The 3,842-nt window shown below is 46.0% G+C and carries 1 tRNA gene and 2 rRNA genes; all 3 read left to right on the top strand.

What is annotated here, in order from left to right:
• Positions 1-11: 11 nt before the first annotated feature.
• Positions 12-87: transfer RNA gene (locus tag ACYSN2_RS11035), tRNA-Ala, on the top strand.
• 533 nt (positions 88-620) lie between these two features.
• Positions 621-3,532, top strand: a 23S ribosomal RNA gene (locus ACYSN2_RS11030).
• Between the two features lie 171 nt (positions 3,533-3,703).
• A 5S ribosomal RNA gene (gene rrf, locus ACYSN2_RS11025) occupies positions 3,704-3,818 on the top strand.
• The last annotated feature ends 24 nt before the right edge of the window (positions 3,819-3,842 follow it).

The following is a 3,842-nucleotide window of genomic DNA, read 5'->3' as shown; positions in this document are numbered from 1 at the left end:
AACCCAAATATGGGGGATTAGCTCAGTTGGTAGAGCGCCTGCCTTGCACGCAGGAGGCCATCGGTTCGACTCCGTTATCCTCCACCAATTACTTTATTAGGTTATGAGATGTTTCTTCGGAAATGTGGATTAATTGATGTTGTAGTTAAAGGGATAAACGATTGGTTGAACGAGATTTAGAAATGTATCGGATAGGATAGAAGATAAATAATTTTGATTGTCTTAATGAAAGTCAGCTTATTTATACTCTAATCTGTTTAGAGTGTTCTTTAAAAATTTGGATTAGTTGGTGCAACGTAATAGCGATGCATTCAATGACAGTTGATTGATGTGATATCAAGTAGCTGTTGTCGAGATTCTTTTTAGGATTGTTCATCTCGTGATGAGATTAATAATTCGATATAAAAGAGTCGGGAGAGAAGTGCATCACTTAAGTAACGATGTATTCAATTTCAAGTCTTCTTGTTAATAAGCGATTATTAGTAAGACAGACAACTGAAAAAATGAGTTAACTTAAAGTGAAACGTTATCATGTTACATTCGTAGGAGAATTGAAGAGCTATTTTGTCATATAGTCTGGACGGTTCATTATTTAATAATGAGTCTAATCCCTATTATATGGTCAAGTGAATAAGCGTACATGGCGGATGCCTTGGCGATTACAGGCGATGAAGGACGTGGAAGTCTGCGAAAAGTTTCGGGGAGCTGGCAATCAAGCTTTGATCCGGAAATGTCCGAATGGGGAAACCCGCACAGGCTTAAAACCCTGTCATCCTTTTACTGAATATATAGGTTTAAGGAAGCGAACCTGGTGAACTGAAACATCTAAGTAACCAGAGGAAAAGAAATCAATTGAGATTCCCGCAGTAGTGGCGAGCGACCCGGGAAGAGCCGATACGTAATAACTATCAATATATAAGAATCATATGGAAATATGAGCCGAAGAGGGTGATAGCCCCGTATTTTAAATATCGATAGTGGTACTAAGCATATCAACAAGTAGGGCGGGACACGTGAAATCCTGTCTGAATATGGGGGGACCATCCTCCAAGGCTAAATACTCGTAATCGACCGATAGTGAACAAGTACCGTGAGGGAAAGGTGAAAAGAACCCCTGTGAGGGGAGTGAAATAGAATCTGAAACCGTGTACGTACAAGCAGTGGGAGCCTTTTTTAGGGTGACTGCGTACCTTTTGCATAATGGGTCAGCGACTTATATTCTGTGGCAAGCTTAACCGAATAGGGGAGGCGCAGGGAAACCGAGTCTTAATAGGGCGAACAGTCGCAGGGTATAGACCCGAAACCAAGCGATCTACCCATGGTCAGGCTGAAAGTTAGGTAACACTGACTGGAGGGCCGAACCCACATCCGTTGCAATGGATGGGGATGAACTGTGGGTCGGAGTGAAAGGCTAATCAAGCTTGGAGATAGCTGGTTCTCCCCGAAAGCTATTTAGGTAGCGCCTCATGTAATTTACTTCCGGGGGTAGAGCACTGTTTCGGCTAGGGGGTCATCCCGACTTACCAAACCGATGCAAACTCCGAATACCGGAAAGTATTATCATGGGAGACACACAGTGGGTGCTAACATCCATTGTGGAGAGGGAAACAACCCAGACCGCCAGCTAAGGTCCCTAAATTATCGCTCAGTGGTAAACGATGTGGGAAGGCATAGACAGCTAGGATGTTGGCTTAGAAGCAGCCATCATTTAAAGAAAGCGTAATAGCTCACTAGTCGAGTCGGCCTGCGCGGAAGATTTAGCGGGGCTCAAGCGATATACCGAAGCTGCGGATGTATATTTTAAAATATATGTGGTAGGGGAGCGTTCTGTAAGCCTGTGAAGATGGACTCGTAAGAGCTGTTGGAGGTATCAGAAGTGCGAATGCTGACATAAGTAACGTTAATGCGTGTGAAAGACACGCACGCCGAAAGACCAAGGTTTCCTGTTCAACGTTAATCGGAGCAGGGTGAGTCGGCCCCTAAGACGAGGCAGAGATGCGTAGTCGATGGGAATCAGGTTAATATTCCTGAACTCTCGTATCATGCGATGGAGGGACGGAGAAAGCTAGACCAGCTGGTTATTGGTATACCAGTGTAAGCAGGTAGGCAGAGATCTTAGGCAAATCCGGGATCTTAATGCTGAGACGTGAATGCGAGGAGCTTACGAGCTCCGGAGTGGTTGATGCTATGCTTCCAAGAAAAGCTTCTAAGCTATAGTGATATGAGAACCGTACCCCAAACCGACACTGGTGGTTGGGATGAGAATTCTAAGGCGCTTGAGAGAACTCGGGTGAAGGAACTCGGCAAAATCGTACCGTAACTTCGGGAGAAGGTACGCCTTCCAAGGTGAATGCTTTACGCAGTAAGCTATGGAAGGCCGCAGTGAAATGGTGGCTGCAACTGTTTATCAAAAACACAGGACTCTGCAAACACGAAAGTGGACGTATAGGGTCTGACGCCTGCCCGGTGCTGGAAGGTTAATTGATGGGGTTAGCGTAAGCGAAGCTCTTGATCGAAGCCCCAGTAAACGGCGGCCGTAACTATAACGGTCCTAAGGTAGCGAAATTCCTTGTCGGGTAAGTTCCGACCTGCACGAATGGCGCAATGACGGCCACGCTGTCTCCACCCGAGACTCAGTGAAATTGAAATCGCCGTGAAGATGCGGTGTACCCGCGGCAAGACGGAAAGACCCCGTGAACCTTTACTATAGCTTTACAGTGGATTTTGAATCTTTTTGTGCAGGATAGGTGGGAGGCTTTGAAGCAGAGACGCTAGTTTCTGTGGAGCCATCCTTGAAATACCACCCTGAAAGTTTTGAAATTCTAACTTAGATCCATTATCTGGATTAAGGACATTGTATGGTAGGTAGTTTGACTGGGGCGGTCTCCTCCGAAAGAGTAACGGAGGAGTACGAAGGTACCCTCAGCCCGGTCGGAAATCGGGCTTATGAGTGCAAAAGCAAAAGGGTGCTTGACTGCGAGACAGACACGTCGAGCAGGTACGAAAGTAGGTTTTAGTGATCCGGTGGTTCTGTATGGAAAGGCCATCGCTCAACGGATAAAAGGTACTCCGGGGATAACAGGCTGATTCCGCCCAAGAGTTCATATCGACGGCGGAGTTTGGCACCTCGATGTCGACTCATCACATCCTGGGGCTGTAGTCGGTCCCAAGGGTATGGCTGTTCGCCATTTAAAGTGGTACGCGAGTTGGGTTCAGAACGTCGTGAGACAGTTCGGTCCCTATCTGCCGTGGGCGTTGGAAATTTGAGAGGAGCTGCTTCTAGTACGAGAGGACCGAAGTGGACATATCTCTGGTGTTTGGGTTGTCATACCAATGGCATTGCCCAGTAGCTACATATGGACGGGATAACCGCTGAAAGCATCTAAGCGGGAAGCCTACCTCAAGATTAGATTTCCCTAGGGGTTTAACCCCTCTAAAGGTCCGTCGGAGACTACGACGTTGATAGGTTGGGTGTGTAAGTGCAGTAATGCATTGAGCTTACCAATACTAATTGACCGTGAGGCTTGACCATATAATAGGTCTTAGACAATTTTGATACGAAACATGATACAAAAGTTTCACTAAGTTCAAAATGAATACAAAATAACTTAAACTAAACGAAAGTTTGCTGTTACAATACCAACTAATCAAATTTATTCAGTGAGTGGAGTCAATCAGAAAGACTTCAAACACAACCAGTTTTCCTGGGGAGAATAGCGCTATGGTACCACCTGATCCCATCCCGAACTCAGAAGTGAAACGTAGCTGCGCCGATGGTAGTGTGGGAGATCCCATGTGAGAGTAGGTCACCCCCAGGGTTTAATTTGAGAAGCCTCTAGTTC

This window comes from Ignatzschineria sp. LJL83 (assembly GCF_054871845.1).
The sequence above is the reverse complement of the archived record's forward strand: the minus strand, read 5'-3'. Positions and strand labels throughout refer to the sequence as shown.